The sequence below is a fragment of the Streptomyces sp. NPDC049813 genome (genome assembly GCF_044465085.1).
In the GTDB taxonomy this organism is placed as follows: Bacteria; Actinomycetota; Actinomycetes; order Streptomycetales; family Streptomycetaceae; genus Streptomyces.
In genome coordinates this window covers 643625-665792 of record NZ_JBITLI010000003.1, presented here as the reverse complement: position 1 = coordinate 665792, position 22168 = coordinate 643625, and the positions used below count along the sequence as shown (strand labels likewise).

Here is a 22168-nt window from a genome sequence, read left to right as displayed (position 1 = left end):
CGGGGTGACGTGACGCAGAATGGGGACATGGCGGGCAAGGGCGAGTGGGCGCGGCACTGGCAGTACGAGCGGCTGCCGGGCCTCGACCTGCTCCGCGCCCGCTACGTCGGCCACACCTTCCCGCGCCACAGCCACGACGGCTTCGTGCTCGGAGCGGTGTCGCGCGGGATCGAAGAGGTCGGCATGCCCGGCGACACCGTGCATGCCCTGCCCGGCACCGTCGTCATGATCAACCCCGAGGTGGCGCACACCGCGCGGGCGGGCGGCCCCGACGGCTGGTCGTACGCCACGCTCTACCCGTCGGCCGAGGTCGTCGGTGAGATCGCCGCCGAGACCACCACCGTCCGCGGCACCGTGAGCTTCGGCGAGACCATCGTCACCGACCCGGGCGCCGCCCACCTGATCCGGGAGGTGCACCGCGCAGCCGAGCAGGGCAACGCGCTGGCGGCCGACAGCGTCCTGCGCATCCTGCTCGCCCGGCTCCTGCGGGAGCACGGCACGGCGCCCGCCCCGCGACCGCGCCGGTCGGCCGGGGCGAGGGCGGCGGCCCGCGCGCGTGAGGTCCTCGAAGAGGGCCTGAGCGACCCGCCCTCCTTGGAGACGCTCGCCGCCGACCTCGGCACCAGTCCTTTCGCGCTCCTGCGGGCCTTCCGCGACGCCTACGGGATGCCGCCGCACGCCTGGCTGACGAACGCGCGGGTGCGTGCGGCCCGGCGCCTGCTGGAACAGGGCACGGCGCCCGCGGACGCCGCCCTGACCGTCGGATTCACCGACCAGCCGCACCTGAACCGGCACTTCACCCGGATCGTCGGGGTGCCTCCCGGGGCGTACCAGCGGGGCCGCAAGAACGTACAAGATGCGGCGGACCGCTCTCTCGTACTGTCCGAGGCGTGGCAGAACAGACACCCCTCGCAGACATACGCACAGCAGAGACACGAGCACCTGGCACACGGACTCCGGACAGACGTGCACCTGACGCTCGCGAGCACGCCGACGAGGCCGTGAAGTCCGACGCAGCCGTCATCCGTGACGCGCTCGGCGTCGGTGTCGCCGTCGGCCTGTCCGGCTTCGCCTTCGGCGTGACCGCGGCGGGCGGCGGCCTCAGCGTGTGGCAGACCTGTGCGCTCAGCCTCCTCGTCTTCACGGGGGCGTCGCAGTTCGCGCTGGTCGGCGCGCTCGCGGCCGGCGGCAACCCGTTCACCGCCGCCGCGGGCGCGTTCTTCCTCGGGGTCCGCAACGCGTTCTACGGGCTGCGTCTGTCGCAGCTGCTGGCCCTCCCGCGCGCGGTGCGGCCGTTCGCCGCGCACTGGGTCATCGACGAGACGTCGGCGGTCGCCCTGGCGCAGCCGACGCGGCGCAGCGTACGGATGGGTTTCACCGTCACCGGCCTGACCCTGTACGTCCTGTGGAACCTGACCACTCTGCTCGGCGCCCTGGGGGCCGAGGCCATCGGCGACACCGACGCCTGGGGGATCGACGCGGCCGGGCCCGCCGTCTTCCTCGCGCTGCTCGCTCCGATGCTGAAGTCCACAAGGGAGCGTGCCGTCGCCGCGCTCGCCGTCGTGCTCGGGCTCGCACTGCTTCCTGTGCTGCCCGCGGGCGTCCCGGTCCTGGTGGCCGCGCTCGCCGCGCCGGCCGTGCTCTACGTAGAGGGGCGCCGCCGCACTGAGGACTCCGACGCCGCACAAGGAGGAGACCGATGAACATCTGGATCGCCATCGGCGTCACCGCAGTGGGCTGTTACGCCGTCAAGCTGATCGGTCTGCTCGTGCCCGCCGGGGCGCTGGAGCGCCCCGTGGTCAAGCGGCTCGCGGCGCTGCTGCCGGTCGCGCTGCTCGCGGCGCTCACAGCGCAGCAGACGTTCGCGGAGGGCCGCGTCCTGGTCCTGGACGCCAAGGCCGCGGGGCTCGCGGCAGCGGCCCTCGCGCTGCTGCTGCGGGCGCCGTTCCTCGTGGTCGTCGCCGTGGCCGTGGTGGTCACGGCAGGAGTGCGGGCGCTCGCCGGCTAGAGCAGCGCACGCTGCCGCCGGCCTACAAGGGGCGTCCGTAAGCGCGCAGGGTGCGCAACGCCTCGATGGTCACCATCGGGCGCGCTTCCAAGGCGGTGCCCGGTGCCCACTGCCGCCAGTCGAGCGGCCAGCCGCCGTCCTGCTGCTGCGCGCCCGCCAAGTGGTCGAGCGCGCGGGCCATCTCCTCGTCGGTGAACCAGGAGCGGGCCAGCGATTCGGGCACGCGCGCGTAGTCGTACGGGAAGTGGTGCTCGCCCGGCGCGTAACCCGGGGCGACCGGGTACGCGTCCAGGCGCCCCGGATCGAGGACCGCGAGGCGTTGCTCCCGTACGAGGCGGCCGAGCCGGTCCGCGGCGGCCCGCGCGCGCGAGCGGTCCGGCACGCCGTCCAGGAAGGCGACCGCCGCCTCGACCTCGTACGGATGCGAGGTCGTCAGCGACTCGACGGCGGACCAGCAGAAGTCCGTCGCCCGGAACAGCCACGCGTGCCACACCTCGTTGCGGTGCAGCAGCCCGGCCACCGGCCCCGTCGCCAGCAGTTCGCCGGGCGGGGCGTCCACCACCGGGACGAACGGGGCGTGGGGATAGTCCCGCTGGCTGGGAAGCACCGCCGGAAGGGCGCCCTCTGGGGTGGACGCGGCCGTCAGATAGCGGCAGATCCGCTCCACGCGCTGCCCCGAGCACCGGCCGATGGAGTCCAGGACGCGCAGCGCGTGGCCGGTGTGCAGGGGCTGGCTGACGGGACCGCGCAGATCGGGTTCGAGAGCGCACCCGTAGCCGTCGTCCTCGTTGCGGTAGGCGGCCAGGGCGGTCTCCACGGCATCGGCCGCGGCGGACGAGGAGTCCAGGAAGTGGTAGGCGAAGCGGCGCTGCTCCAGGACGCGCGCGGTCAGCCAGACGAACGACGCGGCACGGGAGAGCGGGGAGCGCGCCGACGGGGACGAGGGGAGTGGGGAAGCTCCGGTTTCGGCCATGTACCGACCGTAGGACGGAAAGCGGTCTCCGGATGCCTCCCTGCCCGTGGCCCACTCTCAGGGGCGGGATACTGGAGGCATGCGGTTGACGGTTTTCTGGCAGCGGATGGCGGATCACTTCGGGTCCGGGTACGCCGACACGTTCGCGCGCGACCACGTGATGGCGGGGCTCGGCGGGCGCACGGTGCACGAGGCGCTGAACGCAGGCTGGGACGCCAAGGAGGTCTGGCGTGTGGTGTGCGCCACGATGGACGTGCCCGCGGAGAAGCGCTGACCGAGGCGGCGGCCGGGAAGTTCACCGATGCCCCTGGCGTGGGCGAGACTGGACCCGTGGCAGCGACTGACGAGACCAACCCGGTGACGGCCGGTTCGGCACCACCCGGTTCGGCGCCCCCCGAGCGGCCGCCGGGCCCGGCACCCACCCCGCACGCGGGCATGCCGCGCTGGCTGCCGCGGGCCATGGTGCTCGCCCTGGCCCTCATCGCCTGCTTCCAGTTCGGCAGTTGGGCCTTCCACCAGGTCACCGGGCTGCTGATCAACGTTCTGATCGCGTTCTTCCTCGCGCTCGCGGTGGAGCCCGCGGTGAGCTGGATGTCGGCGCGCGGCCTGCGCCGCGGCCTCGCCACCGGCCTCGTCTTCCTCGCGGTGATGATCGCGGGCGCGGGCTTCGTCGTCCTGATGGGGTCGATGCTCGCCGGTCAGATCGTGGACATGGTCGAGGACTTCCCCAAATACCTCGACCAGGTCATCAGCTGGGTCAACCAGACCTTCCACACCGAGCTCAACCGCGTCGAGGTCCAGGACAGCCTGCTGCACTCGGACTGGCTCCAGAAGTACGTGCAGAACAGCGCGACCGGCGTCCTCGACGTGTCCGCGCAGGTGCTGGGAGGCCTCTTCCAGCTCCTGACGATCACCCTGTTCTCGTTCTACTTCGCCGCCGACGGGCCACGGCTGCGGCGCGCCCTGTGCTCGGTGCTGCCGCCCGCGAAGCAGGCCGAGGTGCTGCGCGCCTGGGAGATCGCCGTCGACAAGACGGGCGGGTACCTGTACTCGCGCGGCCTGATGGCGCTGATCTCCGGGCTCGCCCACTACATCCTGCTGCAGGTGCTCGGGGTGCCGTACGCGCCGGTGCTCGCCGTGTGGGTCGGTCTCGTCTCGCAGTTCATCCCGACCATCGGCACCTACCTGGCGGGCGCGCTGCCGATGCTGATCGCCTTCACCGTGAACCCCTGGTACACGCTGTGGGTGTTCATCTTCGTCGTCGTGTACCAGCAGTTCGAGAACTACATGCTGCAGCCGAAGCTGACCTCGAAGACCGTCGACATCCACCCCGCGGTCGCCTTCGGCTCGGTCATCGCGGGCACCGCGCTGCTCGGCGCGGTGGGCGCGCTGATCGCGATCCCCGCCGTCGCGACGCTGCAGGCGTTCCTGGGCGCGTACGTGAAGCGGTACGACGTCACCGACGATCCGCGGGTGCACGGGCACCGCCGGCGCGGCGGCGGCTCCGTCCTCGCCCGCGCCCGGCGCGCCTTGCGTGGTCCGAACGAGCCGAACGCCGAGGACCGGTGAGCGGTACCCGGAGCGGGTGACGGGCCTCGGCGCGCCCCGCGTGGTGCGCTTGACACCAAAATCGAACATCCATTCTTATGGAGCGTCCAGGGGCGTTCTTCGCTGGAATCCCAAGGGATCCGGAGAGAGTGACCGGGCGAGAAGCCTCGAGTTATCCACAGGCCGACGGGCGTCGAGGCCGATTGTCAGTGGCAGGCGTTAGCGTCTTTGACGTGAAGCGATCGACACAAGCAAACCGGGTGGAACCCATGGCAGGAACCGACCGCGAGAAGGCGCTCGAAGCCGCGCTCGCACAGATTGAACGGCAATTCGGCAAGGGCGCTGTCATGCGCATGGGCGAGCGGCCGAACGAGCCCATCGAGGTCATCAGCACCGGGTCGACCGCCCTCGACGTCGCCCTCGGCGTCGGCGGCATCCCGCGCGGCCGCGTGGTGGAGGTCTACGGCCCGGAGTCCTCCGGCAAGACGACCCTGACCCTGCACGCTGTGGCCAACGCCCAGCGGGCGGGTGGCGCGGTGGCCTTCGTGGACGCCGAGCACGCCCTCGACCCCGAGTACGCGAAGAAGCTCGGCGTCGACATCGACAACCTGATCCTGTCCCAGCCGGACAACGGCGAGCAGGCTCTGGAGATCGTCGACATGCTGGTCCGCTCCGGCGCCCTCGACCTCATCGTCATCGACTCCGTCGCCGCCCTGGTGCCGCGCGCGGAGATCGAGGGCGAGATGGGCGACTCGCACGTGGGCCTCCAGGCCCGCCTGATGAGTCAGGCGCTCCGGAAGATCACCAGCGCGCTCAACCAGTCCAAGACCACCGCGATCTTCATCAACCAGCTCCGCGAGAAGATCGGCGTGATGTTCGGCTCCCCGGAGACCACGACCGGTGGCCGGGCGCTGAAGTTCTACGCGTCGGTGCGCATGGACATCCGCCGCATCGAGACCCTGAAGGACGGCACGGACGCGGTCGGCAACCGCACCCGCGTGAAGGTCGTCAAGAACAAGGTCGCGCCGCCCTTCAAGCAGGCCGAGTTCGACATCCTCTACGGCCAGGGCATCAGCCGCGAGGGCGGCCTGATCGACATGGGCGTCGAGCACGGCTTCGTCCGCAAGGCAGGCGCCTGGTACACGTACGAGGGCGACCAGCTCGGTCAGGGCAAGGAGAACGCGCGCAACTTCCTGAAGGACAACCCCGACCTCGCCAACGAGATCGAGCGGAAGATCAAGGAGAAGCTGGGCGTCGGCGTCCGCCCGGAGGAGCCGGCCGCCGAACCGGTCGTGGACGCGGTGGCCGGTGCGCCCACCGAGGACGCCGCCAAGACGGTGCCCGCTCCCAAGGCCACCAAGTCCAAGGCCGCGGCGGCCAAGAGCTAGTCCGTGACACGACGAACCGACTGGGGTGAGTACGACGCCCGCCCCACTGTCCCGGCGGGCCGGGGACAGGAGGGCGACGAGGCGTACGACGACGCCGCGTACGGGGAGAGCGGACACGACGGGGGAACGGGGGAGGACGGTACGGCGGCGAGCGGGGGGCCGCGCCGCGGGGGACGAGCGCGGGGCACGGCCGGGCCCCGCGGACGCCGGCGCAGAGGCGGATTCGGGGATCAGCCGGGCGCCGCAGGGGACGACGGCCCTCCTGACCCCTCGGGGGCCGGACGGGAGAAGCCGACGGGGGACCCGGCGGAGCGCGCGCGGAACATCTGCCTGCGGCTGCTCACCGGGACGCCGCGCACGCGCAAGCAGCTGGCGGACGCGCTGCGCAAGCGGGAGATCCCGGACGAGGTGGCGGACGAGGTGCTCAGCCGCTTCGAAGAGGTCGGGCTGATCAACGACAGCGCCTTCGCCGATGCCTGGGTGGAGTCCCGCCACCACGGGCGCGGCCTGGCACGGCGCGCGCTCGCGCGTGAGCTGCGCACCAAGGGGGTCGACTCGACGGTGATCGACGAGGCCGTCGGGCAGCTCGACGCCGAGCGGGAGGAGGAGACCGCGCGCGAACTCGTCGCCCGCAAGCTCCGCTCCACCCGCGGCCTGGAGCGCGACAAGAGGCTGCGCCGGCTGGCGGGCATGCTCGCCCGCAAGGGGTACTCCGAGGGCATGGCGCTGCGGGTGGTGCGGCAGGCATTGCAGGAAGAGGGGGAGGAGACGGAGGACCTGGGGTTCGGGGAGTAGGCCGGGAGCGGTGACGGGCTGCTGCGCTGGGGCAAGCAGGCGGGCAGGCGGTGGGCGGAGCCTTGAGCAGGAGCCGCTGGGCCCGTCCCGCCCATGCCCCGCTTACGCCTCGGTGATCGGTGGCAGGACCGGCAGGCCCGCCGTTCGCCACGCCTGGAAGCCGCCCACCAGGTCCGTCGCGCGGTGCAGGCCCAGCTGCCGCAGGGAGGCGGCCGCGAGGCTGGAGGCGTAGCCCTCGTTGCAGAGGACGATGACGCGCAGGTCGTGGTCGGTCGCCTCGGGGACGCGGTGGCTGCCCTGGGGGTCGAGCCGCCACTCCAGTTCGTTGCGCTCGACGACCAGCGCGCCGGGGATCAGCCCGTCGCGCTCGCGCAGCGCCGCGTACCGGATGTCGACCAGGAGGGCTCCGGCGGTGGCCGCCGCGTCGAAGGCGTCCTGTGCCTCGACCCGGTCCAGCCCGGCCCGCACCTGTTCCAGCAGCGCGTCGATGCCCACCGGGGGCCGCTCCGCGGTGCTCACTGCCAGTCCTGCGGACGCTCCACCGACTCCAGGCGCAGGACCTGGCCGGTGCGGCTGTACCGGCGGATCTGCGGGAGCGGCGGATAGTAGGCGTGGACCGAGACGGCGTGCGCCGTGCGGGACTCGTTCATGACCTCGTGCACATGATGGCGGCCGAAGGCGCGGCCCTGACCCGTCGTCAGCCGGCGCTCCCGGTCGACGCCTTCGGACAGTTCCAGGGTCTGCCAGCCGTCGGCGGGCAGCCGGGCCGCCAGGGAGTTCTCCTTCAGCTCGCCCGAGGCGGTGAGGAAGGCGCCGACCGACTCGGCGTGGTCGTGCCAGCCGGTGCCCGTGCCGGGCGGCCAGCCGATGAGCCAGGCCTCGCTGCCGCCGGGCCCTTCGAGGCGCACCCAGGTACGGCCCTCGGGATCCAGCGGCAGCGAAGCGATGAGGTCGCGGGCGGCAGCGGTGCGGCGGACGAAGGCGAGCAGCTCGGCCTGGGTCGGCTCGGTCCTGGGCGCGGCCGGGCCGGCCGGGGCAGGGGAAGACGTCAGGGGCGTGGGAAGAGACACGGCAGGTACCGTCCTGGAGTTCGCTGAGGACGCGCGCCGCGGGTGCCGAGAGGTCGGCAGCGCAGGGCGGGGCGCGGAGGGAGAAGAAGGCGAAATCAGCAGGACGGGCGACACACGCAGCCCGCGTAGCGGACCAGGTCCATATGGACCCTCCGCCACAGGCGCACATCGGTGTCGATCGTCACGCTCCGGAGTACACCACGGAGGTGGATGCCGGTCAACTCACGTCCGGCGCCCTCTTCTCGGGCCCAGGGGTGCCTCCAGGGCCCTCATCAGCCGCTCCGGACACGCGATCCGCTCACGTGTCCGAAGGGGCTGCGCGGGCGCGCGGCCCGGCGGGACATGCGGGCGGGCCACGCCCGGCGCACGCCCCTTCCCGACACCGCGCGCGGCCCGATCCGGCCGGCTACCGAGCCGCCGGGAGGGGATCGGTCAGGCGGAGCCGCCCGACCGCGCGCCGGCCTCCACCGGCTCGCCGTCGGGGGCGGGGCCACCGAGCGCCGTGCACGCCGCCTCGTACAGCTCCGTGGGGTGCACGCCGCTCAGGGCTGTCACCAGATGCCCGTCGGGCCGGATCAGCAACACCGTGTGCGCGGCGGCCTCGGGGTAGCTCTCCGCGACAAGCAGCTCGGCGCTGTGCGGCAGCGCGGCGATGGCCGACGCGAGCCGGGGCATCAGCCCGGCGGACATCCAGTGCTTGCGATCCCACACACCGGTGCCGGGCGCCACGAGGACGACGAGCAGGTGCCCCAGGCCCAGCCGGTCGCGCAGCTGGACGAACGAGCCGTCCGGTGCCGTCACCCGCACGTCCGCGACCGGGGCGCCGACCGCGGTACCCACCTCCACCTGCGACTCGGAGGGCGGTGGCGCGAGCGGCGAATCGGCGTACGCCCCCGGCGCGCCGAGCGGGCCGTGCCCCAGGTGACCGTCGGTGAGCAGCGCGTCGTGGCCCCGGGCGCCACCGGGAACGTACGCGCGCAGCCCTTTGGCGCCCTTGCCGCCGCGCAGTATCGGCAGGGCCTGGTCCGCCGCGCGCAGTCGGCCGGCGACGACGGCCCGGCGCTCGGCCTGGTAGCTGTCGAGCAGGGCGGCGGGGACGGGCCGGGGGCCGTCGTGCCAGGCCAGCCCCAGCTTCCAGGCGAGGTTGTCCGCGTCGCGCAGCCCCTCGTCCAGGCCCTGGGTGCCGAGCGCGCCCAGCAGGTGGGCCGCGTCGCCGGCGAGGAAGGCGCGCCCCACGCGCCAGCGGCGGGCGAGGCGGTGGTGGACGGTGTGGACGCCGGTGTCCAGCAGTTCGTACGGCGGGGTGGAGCCTTCGCACCACCCGCCGAGGGTCTCCCGGATGCGCGCCACCAGCACGTCCGGGGTGACCAGGTCGCTGCGGGGCGGCAGCAGCCAGTCCAGGCGCCAGACGCCGTCGGCGAGGGGGCGGCCGACGACCTCCGGACCCGCCGGGCCGGAGGTCCGCCACGGAGGGTTCCGATGGAGCAACGCTTCACCGGGCCACGGAAGTTCCGTCCGCAGAGCGGCCACGGCGTGTCGTTCGACGGCGGTGCGGCCGGGGAAGCGGATGTCGAGCAGTTTGCGGACGGTGGAGCGCGGGCCGTCGCAGCCCACCAGATAACTGCCGCGCCACCACGTGCCCTTCGGGCCACGGGTGTGAGCGGTCAGCCCCCCGGCGTCCTCCTCGATCGCGTCGATGCGGCTGTCGACGACGACCTTGACGCGCCGCTCGTGGGCGACGGCCCGGCGCAGCGCACCGGTCAGTTCGTGCTGGGCGATGTGGAGCGGGGCGGGCAGATGCTCACCGAAGGTGAGGGCCTGCATTCCCTGTTTGCGGCGCAGGGAACGCCAGCCGGTCCACCGAGCGCCCGCCCGGTCGAACGACGTGCCCGAAAGCCGCTCCGCGAGCGCTGCGGTGTCCTCCCGCAGGACGACCGTACGGGCGAGACGCTGCTCGTCCTTGCCGGGACCCTCGTCCAGGACCAGGGTCGGTACGCCGTGGCGGGCGAGCGCGAGGGAGAGCGTGAGCCCGACAGGGCCCGCGCCGACGACGATCACCGGGTCCACGGCGCGGCGCCTCCTGCCCCGAAAAGCCCGCCGGAAAGCGTCCCGCGCGGTGCGGACGGCGGACGGGACGTACGGGAAGGGGCAGTTGGAGCAGGGTGCACGTTCACAGAGCGTATGCAACCCACTGCTGGTGCTTGCGTCAAGTGACGGAGGCAGTGGCGATCATGCCACTGCCTCCGTGACACCGGAACGGTCGATGCGCGGACCTTGATGGCCCGTCAGGAGCCGCCGGGGCCCCCGATGCCTCCGGCACCGCCGGTGCCCCCCTTGCCGAGGGCCTGCTCGATCTCCGACATCTCCACGGTCGGCTCGCCGGCCGGCGCGACGGCCACGCCCTTCTTGGTGCTGCGCCGCCCCCGCCGCTCGATCCACGTGGCCAGCGCCGACAGGGCCAGGCACATCGCGATGTAGATGAGACCCACGACGATGACGACGGCGGTGATCGGGTTGTCACCGTTCACGATGATGTTGTTGGCCATCGTGCGGGCCGCGAACAGCAGCTCGCCGTAGGTGATGATGTAGCCGAGCGAGGTGTCCTTCAGGGTCACCACGAGCTGGCTGATCATCGTCGGCAGCATCGCGCGGACGGCCTGCGGCAGCAGCAGCATCGTCATCACCTGGGACTTGCGCAGCCCCAGCGCGTACGCGGCCTCGACCTGGCCGCGCGGTACGGCGTTGACACCGGCGCGCAGGACCTCGGCCTGGACGCAGCCGTTGTAGACGGTCAGGCCGATGACGAGCGCCCAGAAGGCGGAGTTGTCGCCGACGACCCCGAGGTTCTCCTTGTAGGTGAGGAAGAGCACCCACAGGGCGTAGATCGTGATCAGCAGCGGGATCGCGCGGAACAGTTCGATGAAGCCGGTCGCGAACCAGCGGATCGCCTTGTGGTCGGAGAGCCGGGCCACGGCGAGCAGCAGACCGAGCACCAGGGAGAGCACGCCGGCGGCGGCGAACACCTTCAGGGTGGTCACCACGCCGTCGCGGATGTTGGCGCGCACACCCGCGTTGTTGAAGATGTTCCAGACCTCGGGCTCCAGCTGGCCCGTGGCGTTCATCCGGTACAGGGTGAACGCGATGAGGCCGAGCACCGCGAGGGAGCCGACCACCGTGTAGATCCGGTTGCGCACCTGGGCCTTGGGGCCTGGCGCGTCGTACAGGACGCTCGAACCACTCATCGTGCGACCCCCATGCGGCGCTCGAGCAGCCGGAAGAGACCGCTGATGGCGAAGGTGATGATCAGGTAGCCCAGGGCCACCCACAGGAAGATCCAGCCGATCGCGAAGCCCTTGTCGCTCAACAGCTTCTGCACCCCGAAGAGTTCGGCGACGCTGAAGGCGCCCGCGATGGCCGAGTTCTTGGTGAGCGCGATGAAGATGGAGCTGAGCGGCGGCAGCACGGTCCGCGTCGCCTGCGGGAGGATGATCATGCGCAGGGTCTGCGAGAAGGTCATCCCGATCGACCGGGCGGCCTCGGCCTGGCCCAGCGGCACCGTGTTGATGCCGGAGCGGACGGCTTCACAGACGAACGCCGACGTGTAGCAGCCCAGTGCGAGCAGCGCCTTGGTCCACGGGTTCAGGCCCGGCAGGAAGATGACCGGGATGACGAACCAGACGACAAGGAAGAGCAGCGTCAGGGGCGTGTTGCGGAACAGCGTGACCCAGGCCGTGCCGAACAGGCGCAGCGGCGGGACGGGAGAGACACGGAAGCCGGCGATGATCACGCCGAGGACCATCGCCAGGAGCCCGCTGGCCAGGGTCAGCAGGACGGTGCCTATGAACCCCTCGCGGAACTCCGGGAGATAGTCGAGCAATACGTTCACGGGGATGTCCTCGTGGGCGGCAGCGGACGGGCGACAGCGGACGGGCGGCGGGAGCCGCGCAGCGGGCGCACCGGCAGGGGTGCGCCCGCTGCGCAGACGGGCTCCTCAGGCGGTGATCAGTAGCGCGCGAGGGCCGGCGGCTCGGTGTACGCGGAGCCGGACAGGCCCAGCGTCGCGTCGTAGGCCTTCTTGTAGTCGCCGTTCTTCTGGTGCGCCTCGATGGCGTCGCTGACCGCGTCGCGCAGCACCTTGTCGTTCTTGCTCATGCCGACGCCGTACGGCTCCTTGGTGAAGGGCTTGCCGACGACCTTCAGCTTCTCGTTGCGCTGGGCGGCGTAGCCCTTGAGGATCGCGTCGTCGGTGGTGACGGCGTCGACCTCGTTGTTGAGCAGCTGCTGCACGCACTCCGAGTACTTCGACAGCTCGATGGTCTTCGCGCCGTACTTGGGCTTCTTGATCTCCTGGAGCGGAGTCGAGCCCTTGATGGAGCAGACCGTCTTGCCCTTGAGCGAGTCCGGGCCGGTGATGCCCTTCTCGTCCTTGCGCACCAGGAGGTCCGCGCCGGCCAGGAAGTACGGTCCGGCGAAACCGACCTGCTTCTTGCGCTCGTCGTTGATCGTGTAGGTGCCTACGTAGAGGTCGACCTCGCCCTTGGAGATGGTGGTCTCACGGACGTTCGAGTCGACCGTCTTGAACTCGACCTGGGAGGCCTTGAAGCCGAGGTCGGCGGCGACCATCTTGGCGATCTCGATGTCGAACCCGGAGCGCTTGCCGTCCGTGTCCTCGAAGCCGAGGAAGGGCTGGTCGTTCTTGGCGCCGACGACGATCTTGCCGGCCTTCTGGGCCCGCTGCAGGGTCGGCGAGTCGAGCTTGACGTCCGTGGCCACCTTGTAGGTGGGCAGCTTCGGCTGGTCCTTGCCGCCGGCCGAACCCGCGGGCTTGTCGCCGGCGTTGCCCGACTCGCCACCGCAGGCGGTCGCGGTCAGCGCGAGCACGGCCAGGGTCGCCGCGGCGGCGGTCTTGCGGAGCTTCATGGTGAACATCCTTCGTGTCGGCCTTCGTGTCGGCAGATTCGGCAGTGAACTAGTGGTGCAGGATCTTCGACAGGAAGTCCTTGGCCCGGTCGCTGCGCGGGTTGCTGAAGAACTGGTCGGGGACGGCCTCCTCGACGATCCGGCCGTCCGCCATGAAGACGACGCGGTTGGCCGCCGAGCGGGCGAAGCCCATCTCGTGCGTGACCACCACCATCGTCATGCCGTCCCGGGCGAGCTGCTGCATCACCTCGAGGACCTCATTGATCATCTCCGGGTCGAGCGCCGACGTCGGCTCGTCGAAGAGCATGATCTTCGGATCCATCGCCAACGCCCGTGCGATGGCCACACGCTGCTGCTGGCCGCCGGAGAGCTGCGCGGGGTACTTGTCCGCCTGGGCGCCCACCCCGACGCGGTCGAGCAGCCCCCTGGCCTTCTCGTCGGCCTTCTTCTTGTCCGCCTTGCGGACCTTCACCTGGCCGAGCGTCACGTTCTCCAGCACGGTCTTGTGCGCGAAGAGGTTGAAGGACTGGAACACCATGCCCACGTCCGCACGCAGCCGGGCCAGTTCCTTGCCCTCCTGGGGCAGCGGCTTGCCGTCGATCGTGATGCTGCCGGAGTCGATCGTCTCCAGGCGGTTGATCGTGCGGCACAGCGTCGACTTGCCGGAGCCCGAGGGGCCGATGACGACGACGACCTCACCTCGCGCGACGGTCAGGTCGATGTCCTGCAGCACGTGCAGCGCGCCGAAGTGCTTGTTGACTTCGCTCAGCGCGACCAGTGCGTCGCCCGCAGGGGGAGTGGCGTCCTTGGTCACCGAAACTTCGGTCATCGGGGTCTTGCTCCATCCTCCTCGGTTGGGAGGACATTAGTAACGCCATGCGACCAGCGTCATTACATCTGAGGGGAAATTGAGCATAACGATCCGGCTGCAACCCGACACTCTGCGTGAAGGGGGCGGGGGTCGCGCGTACCGGCTGCATAACGGAACCGGGCCGTGACCGGCGGGCTCTTGACTGCGTCCTTGTGTATCGGCGTGGATGCCTTGGTGAACCTGGACAAGCCGGGACGTGAGAGGGGGGCCGGGATGCGACTGCTGCTCGTCGAGGACGACGACCATGTGGCGGCGGCCCTCTCCGCCGTGCTGGCCAGACACGGTTTCTCGGTCCTGCATGCCCGCAGCGGCGAGGAAGCGCTCCAGGCGCTCGTCCCCGCGCCCGACGCCTTCGGTGTCGTCCTGCTCGACCTGGGCCTGCCCGACCAGGACGGCTACGAGGTCTGCGGCAAGATCCGTAAGCGCACCTCGACGCCCGTCATCATGGTCACCGCGCGCGCGGACGTCCGCTCGCGCATCCATGGGCTCAATCTCGGCGCGGACGACTACGTGGTCAAGCCGTACGACACCGGAGAGCTGCTGGCCCGCATCCATGCCGTGAGCCGGCGCAACACGGGCGCGGAGAACGCGCCCGTGGCCGAGACCGGGTTGCGGTTCGGCGGCGTGCACATCGAACTGCCCACCCGGCAGGTCACGGTGGACGGCTCCGTCGTGCAGCTCACCCGTAAGGAGTTCGACCTCCTTGCTCTCCTCGCGCAGCGACCGGGCGTCGTCTTCCGGCGCGAGCAGATCATCAGCGAGGTGTGGCGCACGAGTTGGGAAGGCACAGGGCGCACTCTCGAGGTCCACGTCGCCTCCTTGCGCTCGAAACTGCGCAGGCCCGCCCTGATCGAGACGGTGCGCGGTGTCGGCTACCGGCTCGTGGCGCCGGCCGCGTAGCGGAAGCCGTAGAGTCCCCGGGTGCGCGCCCGCCTGCTTCCGCTGCTCATCGTCCTCATGGCGGGCGTGCTGCTCGCGCTCGGCTTCCCGCTCGCGGTGAGCGTGGCCTCCGCGCAGCAGCAGAAAGTCGTCGTCGACCGCATCGACGACACGGCCCGGTTCGCCTCGCTCGCGCAGTTCGTGACGACCAGGCCGGACGAGGACGACAAGGAGGCGGCCGGCCGGCAGGAGGATGACGGAGCGGACGAGCGGCAGCAGACGCTGCAGAAGGAACTCGCCCGCTATCACGACGTCTACGGCATAAAGGCCGGTGTCTTCTACCGCGACTGGCAGCCGATGGGGCGAGCGCCCAGCGACTTCCTCGTGCCGACGCGGGGCGCCGTGCGGTCCGCCTTCGACGAGGCGCTGTACTCGCGCGGCAGCCACGATCCACCACAGGTGTGGCCGTGGCAGCGCGGCGGCCGCGTGGTGGTCGCCTCACCGGTCATCCGGGACGGCGACGTCGTCGCGGTCGTCGTCACCGACTCGCCCACGGACGCGATGCGGGCCGCGACGCTGCGCGGCTGGCTCTTCGTCGCGGCCGGCGAGGTCGCCGCGATGCTCCTCGCGGTGGGCGCCGCGCTGCGGCTGACCGGCTGGGTGCTGCGGCCGGTCCGCGTGCTGGACGCGACCACCCACGACATCGCCACCGGGCGCCTCAAGTCACGGGTCGCGGCCGCCGGCGGCCCGCCGGAACTCCAGCGCCTGGCCCGTTCGTTCAACGAGATGGCGGACAACGTCGAGGACGTGCTGGAGCAGCAGCGCGCCTTCGTCGCAGACGCCTCGCACCAGCTGCGCAACCCGCTCGCCGCCCTGCTGTTGCGCATCGAAGTGCTGTCCTACGAACTGCCGGAGGGAAACGAGGAGATCGCGTCCGTACGGGCTGAGGGCAAACGCCTGGCCCGGGTCCTCGACGACCTGCTCGACCTGGCCCTGGCCGAGCACGCCCCCGCGGACCTGCGACTGACCGACATCGGTGAGCTGGCCGCCGAGCGGGTCGAGGCGTGGCGTCCGCTCGCGGACGACAAGGGCGTACGGCTGGTCGCCGACTGCCCAGCGGCGACCGGCTGGGCCGACCCGGTCGCGCTGTCCAGCGCCCTGGACGCGGTCGTGGACAACGCCCTGAAGTTCACGCCCGCCGGAGAGCAGGTCACCGTCACGGTGGCGGCGAACGGGGAGACGACCGCCGTCGTGGTCGCCGACGGCGGCCCGGGCCTGCGCGAGGAGGAACTCGCCCGGATCGGCGACCGGTTCTGGCGCAGTGGCAGGCACCAGAACATCAAGGGCTCGGGCCTCGGCCTGTCGATCTCGCGCGCACTGCTGACCGCGGGCGGCGGTTCCATCGTCTACGCCCACCACGAGCCGCACGGGCTGCGGGTGACGGTGCGGGTGCCCAGGACGGCGCCGGTGCCACCGTCCCGCGCCGCCGAACGGTGAGCGCGCCGGCGCGTCAGGGTTTGACCGAGCGGTAGTAGCGGCGTGCGCCCTCGTGCAGGGAGAGCGGGTCGGTGTAGACGGCGGTTCTGAGGTCCACGAGCTGCGCCGCGTGGACCTCGGCGCCGATGTGGTCGCGGCTGTCGATGACCGTACGCGTCATCGCCTCGGTCAGTCCGGGATCGGTGCGGTCGGTGGTCACCAGGAGGTTCGCCACGGCCAGGGTGCTGACGGCCCGGCCCTGCTGGGCGGCCGGGTAGGCGTCGGCGGGCATCACGGCGGCCCGGTAGTAGCGGGACGACTCGCCCTGCTTGTGGAGCGTGTCGACGAGGCTGCCGAGCTCGACGAGCCGGACCGGGAACTGCTGCGACAGCGTCCGGACGTGGTTGGTGGGCAGGCCCCCGGACCAGAAGAAAGCGTCGATCTCCCCGGACTTGAGGGCCTTGGGCATGGCGTCGATGCCGATGCCCACGGGCGTGACGTCCCGGTTGATGTCCAGGCCCGCCGCGCGCAGCACGCGGTCCGCGATGAGCCGCACACCTGACCGGTCCCCGCCGACGGCGACCTTCTTGCCACGCAGGTCCGCGACCTTCTTCACCGGTGAGGAACGTGCCACGACGAGCTGCATGTAGTCGTCGTAGAGGCGGGCGCAGCCGCGCAGCCGGGTCGCGCCCGGCCGGTCCTCGTACTGGTACTTGGCGACCGCGTCGGCCGCGGCGATGGTGAAGTCGGCCCGTCCGGTGGCGACCCGCTCGACGTTGTCCCAGGAGCCCTCGCTGCTGGTGAGGGAGACGTCGAGCCGGGGGATGTCACGGGACAGCGCCGTCTTTAACAGGTTGCCGTACTTCTCGTAGACGCCGGTGTGGGCGCCCGTGCTGATGGTGACGCGGCCGCTCTGGGCCGGTTCGCCCAGGGGGAGCAGCCACCACAGCAGCAGCCCGGACACGACGAGCCCGGCGGCGGCGCCGAGCAGGGCGCGACGGCGGGTGACACGGGTGTACGCAGCGGGCATGGGCGCGATCCTGCCAGCTCGCCCGTGCGCTGACCAGGCCTGTCGGGGATCCCGGGGAGGCCCCGGCCGCCGGCTCCCTGCCGCCTGCGGCGTCCCGCCCAACCAGGTCATCGCCCGGTGCGGCGCCCCCTTCTGCCAGGCGCATCGATCACGCCGATCGAATCCGGGGCGATCACGCCGTTCGAATGCGGGCAAAATTGCTGACAATTTTGTAGGCGATTCCTACAGTGGTGCCCCGCTGCCCGATCAGGCGAGCCCGCGTCGCACCGCGTGCGGCTTGCCCGGCAGCGGCCCGCACCCGTCGTGACGACAGGAGACGTACGTGAAGCGCAGGACAGTGGTCAGGGGACTCACCGCGGCCGCCGCCGCACCGGCGGCCGGCCTCACCGCCGCCGCGGCGGCCAGAGCGGCCGCGCCCCCGTCCCGGGGCCCCGCGTCCCCGGCCGCCGACTCCCTGGTCTTCGACCCGAAGGCGTACACGGAGCTCACCACCACCATCGAGGACACCGAGGGCATGGCCCACGAGGTCGTCTACCGCTTCACCAAGGTCGCGTCCTACGTGGCGAAACCGGTGGACCCCGCGTACCAGTCCCTGAACGTCAGCGTCCCGGTGCGGATCGACGGCAAGGCCGTCGACGCCGGCCGCGCACCCATCCTGCTGGCCAACCAGATAGGCGGCTACATGCCGTCCTCCGTGGCGGCCGCCATCGGGATCAACGCCTCCGGGGTGGGCGGCGGCACCAGCCGCCAGGGCCTCGCGCTCGCCGCCGGATACGTGGTCGTGGAGCCCGGCGCCCGCGGCCGTACCCTCGTCGACTCCAGTGGTACGTATTACGGCACCGCGCCCGCCGTGATCGTCGATCTGAAGGCGGCCGTCCGGTACCTGAAGTTCAACAAGGGGCGCGTCCCCGGCGACGTGGACCGGATCGTCTCCGCCGGAGTCAGCGCGGGCGGCGCCGTCTCCGCCCTGCTCGGCGCCTCGGGCGACAGCCCGCTCTACCGGCCCTACCTGGAGGCACTCGGAGCCGCCCCGGGGTCGGACGCGATCCACGCCACCGGCACGTGGTGCCCGATCACGGACCTGGAGCACGCCGACATGGCGTACGAGTGGTGCTGGGGAACCAACCCCCTGCGTGACGGCTCCCTGGTCGACCGCGCCGTCTCCAGGGAACTCGCCACCTCCTATGGCGACTACCTGGCGTCGCTGCACCTGAAGGCGACGGGTGTCGGCCCGCTCACCGCCCGCACCATGGACACGTACCTCCTGAAGACCTTCATGGAGCCTTCGGCCACGAAACACCTCGCCTCCTTGTCGGACGCGGACCGCACCGCCTACTTGGCCGCCCATCCGTTCCTCACCTGGTCCCACGGCCGGGCCGCCTTCACCTGGGTGGATTTCCTCAACCACGTAGGGCCTCGGAAGAAGAACGCCCCCGCCTTCGACGACTTCGCGATGACGAGCCCCGAGACCAACCTCTTCGGCACGGGCACCACCAAGGCGCGCCACTTCACCCTCTACAGCCTCCGTCATGCGAACGGCGACAGCGCCCGCCTCGCCCCGGACCTGCCCGCCAAGCTCCGCCTCATGAACCCGATGCCGCACCTCGCCGGCGCGGGCAACGGCCACCGCTCCCGGCACTGGTGGATCCGGCTCGGCACCAAGGACACCGACACCTCGCACACGGTCGCGGGCAACCTCGCCGCGCGGCTCACCGCTCTCGGCGACGACGTGAACGCCGCCTGCTACTGGGACGCCGGTCACGGCGCCGACGAGGACCCGGCCGACTTCATCCGCTGGATCGCCGCAGTCGCGGACCGCCGCAGGTAGCGAGGGGAGCGAGGAAGGGGTGCGCGGGGCGGCCCCGTGCACCCCATACCCTTGTTGACATGAGCAGCAGCCACCCGCGTCCGTCCGTGGACGACCGTTCACCCAGCGTGCCCAAGACATACGAAGTACTCACCTACGGGTGCCAGATGAACGTCCACGACTCCGAGCGGTTGTCGGGCCTCCTGGAGGACGCGGGCTACGTCCGCGCCCCCGAGGGCGCCGACGGCGACGCCGACGTCGTGGTCTTCAACACCTGCGCGGTGCGCGAGAACGCGGACAACAAGCTCTACGGCAACCTGGGACGGCTCGCCCCGCGGAAGACGCAGCGCCCGGGGATGCAGATCGCCGTCGGAGGCTGCCTCGCTCAGAAGGACCGCGACACCATCGTGAAGAAGGCGCCCTGGGTGGACGTCGTCTTCGGCACGCACAACATCGGCAAGCTGCCCGTCCTCCTGGAGCGCGCCCGCGTCCAGGAAGAGGCACAGGTCGAGATCGCCGAGTCGCTGGAAGCCTTCCCGTCCACGCTGCCCACCCGCCGCGAGAGCGCGTACGCGGCCTGGGTGTCGATCTCGGTGGGCTGCAACAACACCTGCACCTTCTGCATCGTCCCGGCGCTGCGCGGCAAGGAGAAGGACCGCAGGACCGGCGACATCCTGGCCGAGATCGAGGCCCTGGTCGCCGAGGGCGTCAGCGAGATCACGCTGCTCGGCCAGAACGTGAACGCGTACGGCAGCGACATCGGCGACCGCGAGGCCTTCAGCAAGCTGCTGCGCGCCTGCGGGCAGATCGAGGGCCTGGAGCGCGTGCGCTTCACCTCTCCGCACCCGCGCGACTTCACGGACGACGTGATCGCCGCCATGGCCGAGACGCCGAACGTGATGCCGCAGCTGCACATGCCCATGCAGTCCGGCTCCGACTCGGTCCTCAAGGCGATGCGCCGCTCGTACCGGCAGGACCGCTTCCTCGGCATCATCGAGAAGGTCCGCGCCGCCATGCCGGACGCGGCGATCTCCACCGACATCATCGTGGGCTTCCCCGGCGAGACCGAGGAGGACTTCGAGCAGACGATGCACGCGGTGCGCGAGGCCCGCTTCGCCAACGCCTTCACCTTCCAGTACTCCAAGCGCCCCGGCACCCCGGCCGCGACCATGGAGGACCAGGTCCCCAAGGAGGTCGTCCAGGCGCGCTACGAGCGTCTCGTCGCCCTCCAGGAGGAGATCTCCTGGGAGGAGAACAAGAAGCAGGTCGGCCGGACCCTGGAACTGATGGTCGCCGAGGGCGAGGGCCGCAAGGACGGCACCACGCACCGCCTCTCCGGACGCGCCCCCGACAACCGCCTGGTCCACTTCACCAAGCCGGACGCACAGGTCCGCCCCGGCGACGTCGTCACGGTCGAGATCACCTACGCGGCCCCGCACCACCTTCTCGCCGAGGGCCCGGTCCTGGACGTACGCCCCACGCGCGCGGGCGATGCCTGGGAACGTCGCACGAAGGAGCAGCAGGACAAGAAGCAGGGCGTCCTGCTCGGCCTCCCGACGGTCGGCGTCCCGGCACCGCTGCCGGCGGTGACGGGGGGTTGCGCGGTCGACTGAGCGGACGGCTGTGCCCCCTGGCGGTGTGATCGGTAGTGCGGTCGGCTGAGCGGACGGCTACGCAGGGGCTGCGTGCCCGGTCGCGCGCTCGCCCGCGCGACGGTTGCGTCCCACCGCCCGCGGCCGACGGCGGCAAGTAGGCTGACGATCATGCTTGTCGCCGCCGCTGTCTGCCCCTGTCCGCCGCTGTTGGTGCCCGAGGTCGCCGCCGGCGCCGCCCCCGAGCTGGACGCCGCCCGCGCGGCCTGCGACGAGGCGATCGGCGCGGTCCTCGCCGCCGGGCCCGACGTGCTGTGGGTGATCGGCGGGGGCCCGCGTCCAGGAGTCCACAAGCCGGGCGCCCGGGGTTCCTTCCGCTCCTTCGGCGTCGACCTCGACGTGCGTCTCGGAGCGCCCGAGAAGACCGCCGAAGCGGGCGCGCTCGCGCTCCCACCGTCCCTCTCCGTAGGTGCATGGCTGCTCGCGCGCGCGGGATGGACGGGCCAGACGCGAGGCTACGAAGTGGCACAGGACGGCACGCCCTTCGCGGCGGCGGACGGTGTACGGGACCTCACCGGCGGCCCCACCGGGGCGCAGCGCGTCGGCTTCCTCGTCATGGGCGACGGCACCGCCTGCCGCACCGTGAAAGCCCCCGGCTACCTCGACGAGCGGGCCGAGGGCGTCGACATGCGCATCGCCGAATCCCTGCGCACGCTCGACCGGGACGGCTACCTGGCCCAGCTGGACGCCGGCCTCGCCGCCGAACTGAAGGTCTCCGGCCGCGCACCCTGGCAGCTCCTCTCCGCGGCCTGGACCCAGGACCACGGCGACCACGGCACAGCGCGCCTCCTGTACGAGGACGCGCCCTACGGAGTGGGCTACTTCGTGGCGTCCTGGACGTAGCGCGCGGCAAGGGGTCCCACTTCCTGGGCATGGCGCTCTGCAAGGGGCCCTCGTCCGGGACGTAGCGCGCTGCAAGAGGCCCGACGGCCAGCACGTAGCGCGCCACTAGCCCCTCCCGCGCTCACGACGAGGCAAGCCCCGCACACACGGCGACGGCCGCGAAACCCGAGGGCTTCGCGGCCGTCGCCGTGAGCGGGACGTGGCGCCGCGAGGACGCGGCGGGGCGCGGCGTCAGGACGCCGCAGGAGGCGACGGCGGGGCGCCGCGGTCCTTGCCGCGGCTCTCCGGGCCGCCGGGCCCGTCCGGCGCGGAGAGACGGTCCAGAGCGTCCTTCGCCTTGCTCGTGCCCAGCTGGATCTTGTCGCTGTACTTGCCCTTGGTCTTGCCGTCGACCGCCTTGGCGGCCTTGTCCAGACCCTGGTCGATCTTGTCCCCGTGCTGCTGCGCGAGGTCGGAGACCTTGTCCTTGGCGGGGCCGAGCTTGGCTTTCAGGTTGTCCAGGAAGCCCATGGAGCCACCTCTCTCGCGAACGTCACTTACTGGCGCCCTCGTCGGCCGCCTCGTTGTCCGCGGCCTGTTCCGCGGACTGCTGCTTGGGGATCTCCACGTTCTCCGGTGCGGCAGCCTCCGCCGACGCGCCGGCCTCGGTCTCCCCGGCCCCGGACGCGGCCGTGGAGGCCTCACCGGCCGCCTCGGAGGGGGACGCCGCACCCTCGGTGCGCTCCGCGCCCTCCGCCTCCTCCGCGTCCGCGGCGGTGGTCAGAGGGGCAGCCTGCGTCTCGGCGGACGCGACCGCGTCACTGTCCTTGGCCTTCCGGCGAAACATGGCAAAAACGCCCATTTCAACTCCATACGTTACTCGTGCGGGCGAAATCCCGCCCTGCCCGGTGCGTCCCATTGCGTCGCCC

Annotated in this window: 24 protein-coding genes; 12 read left to right on the top strand and 12 right to left on the bottom strand. The window is 71.5% G+C overall.

Going from position 1 to position 22168, the window contains the following annotated elements:
• The first annotated feature begins 27 nt into the window (after nucleotides 1-27).
• The 3 genes from ACIBW6_RS10320 to ACIBW6_RS10310 are packed head-to-tail and all read left to right on the top strand — an operon-like array spanning nucleotide 28 to nucleotide 2008.
• The gene (locus tag ACIBW6_RS10320; RefSeq protein WP_399058750.1) at nucleotides 28-1005 is read left to right on the top strand and encodes an AraC family transcriptional regulator; all 978 of its coding nucleotides are present in this window, start codon (nucleotides 28-30) and stop codon (nucleotides 1003-1005) included.
• A complete protein-coding gene (locus tag ACIBW6_RS10315) occupies nucleotides 891-1703 on the top strand; it encodes an AzlC family ABC transporter permease (protein WP_399058748.1) in 813 nt (270 codons plus the stop codon). Before ACIBW6_RS10320 ends, ACIBW6_RS10315 begins: the two co-directional genes overlap by 115 nt.
• Nucleotides 1700-2008: an AzlD domain-containing protein gene (locus ACIBW6_RS10310; protein ID WP_399058746.1), complete on the top strand. Its 309-nt coding sequence runs from the start codon at nucleotides 1700-1702 to the stop codon at nucleotides 2006-2008. Before ACIBW6_RS10315 ends, ACIBW6_RS10310 begins: the two co-directional genes overlap by 4 nt.
• Before the next feature lie 22 nt (nucleotides 2009-2030).
• On the opposite strand, the gene ACIBW6_RS10305 is transcribed toward ACIBW6_RS10310, so the two are convergent.
• Nucleotides 2031-2981, bottom strand: coding sequence for a hypothetical protein (locus tag ACIBW6_RS10305; protein ID WP_399058744.1), 951 nt, complete (start codon nucleotides 2979-2981; stop codon nucleotides 2031-2033).
• A 79-nt stretch (nucleotides 2982-3060) separates the two neighbouring features.
• Here ACIBW6_RS10305 and ACIBW6_RS10300 point away from each other — a divergent pair, with 79 nt between their 5' ends.
• From ACIBW6_RS10300 to recX, 4 genes are all read left to right on the top strand, one after another.
• Entirely contained in the window at nucleotides 3061-3255 is a 195-nt protein-coding gene (locus ACIBW6_RS10300) for a DUF3046 domain-containing protein (protein WP_399058742.1), read from the top strand.
• Nucleotides 3256-3311: 56 nt separating this feature from the next.
• Nucleotides 3312-4550, top strand: a complete 1239-nt coding sequence (locus ACIBW6_RS10295; protein WP_399058740.1) for an AI-2E family transporter — start codon at nucleotides 3312-3314, stop codon at nucleotides 4548-4550.
• Between the two features lie 248 nt (nucleotides 4551-4798).
• Nucleotides 4799-5917: a recombinase RecA gene (gene recA, locus ACIBW6_RS10290; protein WP_399058738.1), complete on the top strand. Its 1119-nt coding sequence runs from the start codon at nucleotides 4799-4801 to the stop codon at nucleotides 5915-5917.
• A gap of 3 nt (nucleotides 5918-5920) precedes the next feature.
• Nucleotides 5921-6712, top strand: coding sequence for a recombination regulator RecX (gene recX / locus ACIBW6_RS10285; RefSeq protein ID WP_399058736.1), 792 nt, complete (start codon nucleotides 5921-5923; stop codon nucleotides 6710-6712).
• A 102-nt stretch (nucleotides 6713-6814) separates the two neighbouring features.
• Here the strand turns inward: recX and ACIBW6_RS10280 are convergent, their stop codons facing one another.
• The 8 genes from ACIBW6_RS10280 to ACIBW6_RS10245 form a co-directional block, all read right to left on the bottom strand.
• A complete protein-coding gene (locus tag ACIBW6_RS10280; protein ID WP_399058734.1) occupies nucleotides 6815-7231 on the bottom strand; it encodes a rhodanese-like domain-containing protein in 417 nt (138 codons plus the stop codon).
• Nucleotides 7228-7782: a cysteine dioxygenase gene (locus tag ACIBW6_RS10275; RefSeq protein ID WP_399058732.1), complete on the bottom strand. Its 555-nt coding sequence runs from the start codon at nucleotides 7780-7782 to the stop codon at nucleotides 7228-7230. The genes ACIBW6_RS10280 and ACIBW6_RS10275 overlap by 4 nt, the downstream gene beginning before the upstream one ends.
• Before the next feature lie 95 nt (nucleotides 7783-7877).
• Complete coding sequence (locus tag ACIBW6_RS10270; RefSeq protein WP_309544753.1) at nucleotides 7878-7949, bottom strand: putative leader peptide; 72 nt, start codon at nucleotides 7947-7949, stop codon at nucleotides 7878-7880.
• A gap of 265 nt (nucleotides 7950-8214) precedes the next feature.
• Nucleotides 8215-9849 carry an FAD-dependent monooxygenase gene (locus ACIBW6_RS10265; RefSeq protein ID WP_399058730.1) on the bottom strand — a complete coding sequence of 545 codons (1635 nt, stop codon included), beginning with the start codon at nucleotides 9847-9849 and terminating at the stop codon, nucleotides 8215-8217.
• A gap of 218 nt (nucleotides 9850-10067) precedes the next feature.
• Nucleotides 10068-11024: an amino acid ABC transporter permease gene (locus ACIBW6_RS10260; RefSeq protein ID WP_399058728.1), complete on the bottom strand. Its 957-nt coding sequence runs from the start codon at nucleotides 11022-11024 to the stop codon at nucleotides 10068-10070.
• Nucleotides 11021-11668 carry an amino acid ABC transporter permease gene (locus tag ACIBW6_RS10255; RefSeq protein WP_356491110.1) on the bottom strand — a complete coding sequence of 216 codons (648 nt, stop codon included), beginning with the start codon at nucleotides 11666-11668 and terminating at the stop codon, nucleotides 11021-11023. The genes ACIBW6_RS10260 and ACIBW6_RS10255 overlap by 4 nt, the downstream gene beginning before the upstream one ends.
• A gap of 116 nt (nucleotides 11669-11784) precedes the next feature.
• Nucleotides 11785-12702 carry a glutamate ABC transporter substrate-binding protein gene (locus tag ACIBW6_RS10250; RefSeq protein ID WP_399058726.1) on the bottom strand — a complete coding sequence of 306 codons (918 nt, stop codon included), beginning with the start codon at nucleotides 12700-12702 and terminating at the stop codon, nucleotides 11785-11787.
• A gap of 49 nt (nucleotides 12703-12751) precedes the next feature.
• Nucleotides 12752-13531 carry an amino acid ABC transporter ATP-binding protein gene (locus ACIBW6_RS10245; protein ID WP_399058724.1) on the bottom strand — a complete coding sequence of 260 codons (780 nt, stop codon included), beginning with the start codon at nucleotides 13529-13531 and terminating at the stop codon, nucleotides 12752-12754.
• Nucleotides 13532-13786: 255 nt separating this feature from the next.
• On the opposite strand from ACIBW6_RS10245, the gene ACIBW6_RS10240 reads away from it, so the two are divergent.
• Nucleotides 13787-14473 (top strand): response regulator transcription factor, encoded by a 687-nt coding sequence (locus ACIBW6_RS10240; RefSeq protein ID WP_399058722.1) that lies wholly within the window; start codon nucleotides 13787-13789, stop codon nucleotides 14471-14473.
• Nucleotides 14474-14494: 21 nt separating this feature from the next.
• Nucleotides 14495-15949, top strand: coding sequence for an ATP-binding protein (locus ACIBW6_RS10235; RefSeq protein ID WP_399058720.1), 1455 nt, complete (start codon nucleotides 14495-14497; stop codon nucleotides 15947-15949).
• 13 nt (nucleotides 15950-15962) lie between these two features.
• Here the strand turns inward: ACIBW6_RS10235 and ACIBW6_RS10230 are convergent, their stop codons facing one another.
• A complete protein-coding gene (locus ACIBW6_RS10230; RefSeq protein ID WP_399058718.1) occupies nucleotides 15963-16958 on the bottom strand; it encodes a TAXI family TRAP transporter solute-binding subunit in 996 nt (331 codons plus the stop codon).
• Between the two features lie 322 nt (nucleotides 16959-17280).
• Between ACIBW6_RS10230 and ACIBW6_RS10225 the strand changes: the two genes are divergently transcribed.
• The 3 genes from ACIBW6_RS10225 (at nucleotide 17281) to ACIBW6_RS10215 (ending at nucleotide 21260) form a co-directional block, all read left to right on the top strand.
• On the top strand, nucleotides 17281-18786 hold the full coding sequence (locus ACIBW6_RS10225; RefSeq protein ID WP_399058717.1) for a subtype B tannase: 1506 nt from the start codon (nucleotides 17281-17283) through the stop codon (nucleotides 18784-18786).
• A gap of 59 nt (nucleotides 18787-18845) precedes the next feature.
• Nucleotides 18846-20378 (top strand): tRNA (N6-isopentenyl adenosine(37)-C2)-methylthiotransferase MiaB, encoded by a 1533-nt coding sequence (gene miaB, locus ACIBW6_RS10220; RefSeq protein ID WP_399058715.1) that lies wholly within the window; start codon nucleotides 18846-18848, stop codon nucleotides 20376-20378.
• 150 nt (nucleotides 20379-20528) lie between these two features.
• Nucleotides 20529-21260, top strand: a complete 732-nt coding sequence (locus ACIBW6_RS10215; RefSeq protein WP_399058713.1) for a class III extradiol dioxygenase subunit B-like domain-containing protein — start codon at nucleotides 20529-20531, stop codon at nucleotides 21258-21260.
• 231 nt (nucleotides 21261-21491) lie between these two features.
• Here the strand turns inward: ACIBW6_RS10215 and ACIBW6_RS10210 are convergent, their stop codons facing one another.
• The gene (locus ACIBW6_RS10210; protein WP_399058711.1) at nucleotides 21492-21770 is read right to left on the bottom strand and encodes an antitoxin; all 279 of its coding nucleotides are present in this window, start codon (nucleotides 21768-21770) and stop codon (nucleotides 21492-21494) included.
• A gap of 22 nt (nucleotides 21771-21792) precedes the next feature.
• Nucleotides 21793-22086 carry a hypothetical protein gene (locus ACIBW6_RS10205; RefSeq protein ID WP_399058709.1) on the bottom strand — a complete coding sequence of 98 codons (294 nt, stop codon included), beginning with the start codon at nucleotides 22084-22086 and terminating at the stop codon, nucleotides 21793-21795.
• Between the last annotated feature and the right edge of the window lie 82 nt (nucleotides 22087-22168).

Excerpts from the sequence above, each read along its gene's own strand:
- ACIBW6_RS10320 (WP_399058750.1), top strand. The coding sequence starts at position 28 with ATGGCGGGCAAGGGCGAGTGGGCGCGGCACTGGCAGTACGAGCGGCTG.
- ACIBW6_RS10310 (WP_399058746.1), top strand. The coding sequence starts at position 1,700 with ATGAACATCTGGATCGCCATCGGCGTCACCGCAGTGGGCTGTTACGCC.
- ACIBW6_RS10305 (WP_399058744.1), bottom strand. The coding sequence starts at position 2,981 with ATGGCCGAAACCGGAGCTTCCCCACTCCCCTCGTCCCCGTCGGCGCGC.
- ACIBW6_RS10300 (WP_399058742.1), top strand. The coding sequence starts at position 3,061 with ATGCGGTTGACGGTTTTCTGGCAGCGGATGGCGGATCACTTCGGGTCC.
- recA (WP_399058738.1), top strand. The coding sequence starts at position 4,799 with ATGGCAGGAACCGACCGCGAGAAGGCGCTCGAAGCCGCGCTCGCACAG.
- ACIBW6_RS10260 (WP_399058728.1), bottom strand. The coding sequence starts at position 11,024 with ATGAGTGGTTCGAGCGTCCTGTACGACGCGCCAGGCCCCAAGGCCCAG.
- ACIBW6_RS10250 (WP_399058726.1), bottom strand. The coding sequence starts at position 12,702 with ATGAAGCTCCGCAAGACCGCCGCCGCGGCGACCCTGGCCGTGCTCGCG.
- ACIBW6_RS10245 (WP_399058724.1), bottom strand. The coding sequence starts at position 13,531 with ATGACCGAAGTTTCGGTGACCAAGGACGCCACTCCCCCTGCGGGCGAC.
- ACIBW6_RS10240 (WP_399058722.1), top strand. The coding sequence starts at position 13,787 with ATGCGACTGCTGCTCGTCGAGGACGACGACCATGTGGCGGCGGCCCTC.
- ACIBW6_RS10230 (WP_399058718.1), bottom strand. The coding sequence starts at position 16,958 with ATGCCCGCTGCGTACACCCGTGTCACCCGCCGTCGCGCCCTGCTCGGC.
- miaB (WP_399058715.1), top strand. The coding sequence starts at position 18,846 with ATGAGCAGCAGCCACCCGCGTCCGTCCGTGGACGACCGTTCACCCAGC.
- ACIBW6_RS10215 (WP_399058713.1), top strand. The coding sequence starts at position 20,529 with ATGCTTGTCGCCGCCGCTGTCTGCCCCTGTCCGCCGCTGTTGGTGCCC.
- ACIBW6_RS10210 (WP_399058711.1), bottom strand. The coding sequence starts at position 21,770 with ATGGGCTTCCTGGACAACCTGAAAGCCAAGCTCGGCCCCGCCAAGGAC.
- ACIBW6_RS10205 (WP_399058709.1), bottom strand. The coding sequence starts at position 22,086 with ATGTTTCGCCGGAAGGCCAAGGACAGTGACGCGGTCGCGTCCGCCGAG.